The organism is Halomonas sp. SIMBA_159, assembly GCF_046536035.1.
GTDB classification, from domain to species: Bacteria; Pseudomonadota; Gammaproteobacteria; order Pseudomonadales; family Halomonadaceae; genus Vreelandella; species Vreelandella venusta_A.
The window spans coordinates 1-264 of the sequence record NZ_JAWJBT010000794.1; the positions used below are offsets into that span (position 1 = coordinate 1).

Below are 264 nucleotides of genomic sequence, written 5' to 3' on the forward strand. Positions count from 1 at the left end.
CTCGGCATAGAGCACACGGACGAACTTGCCCCGGCGCGGAATTTCGAGACCGAGCAGGTCCTCGACCGCAAGCGCGTAGGCATGCTCCTGCGCCATCGGCGAAACATAGTCGAGGCGGTCGAAGTAATGCACCGCCTGCAGGTACGTCTTGTACTCGATCAGCTTTTCGGTGCCGCGGTGCAGCAGGCCGATGTGTGGATCGACCCGCTCGATCACCTCGCCGTCCATCTCCAGCACCATCCGCAGCACGCCGTGCGCGGCCGG

Annotated in this window: 1 pseudogene; it reads right to left on the reverse strand. The window is 64.4% G+C overall.

Annotation, left to right across the window (positions count from 1 at the left end):
- A pseudogene (locus R0J87_RS21395) lies at positions 1-264 on the reverse strand (NADH-quinone oxidoreductase subunit C/D); the annotation flags it as partial.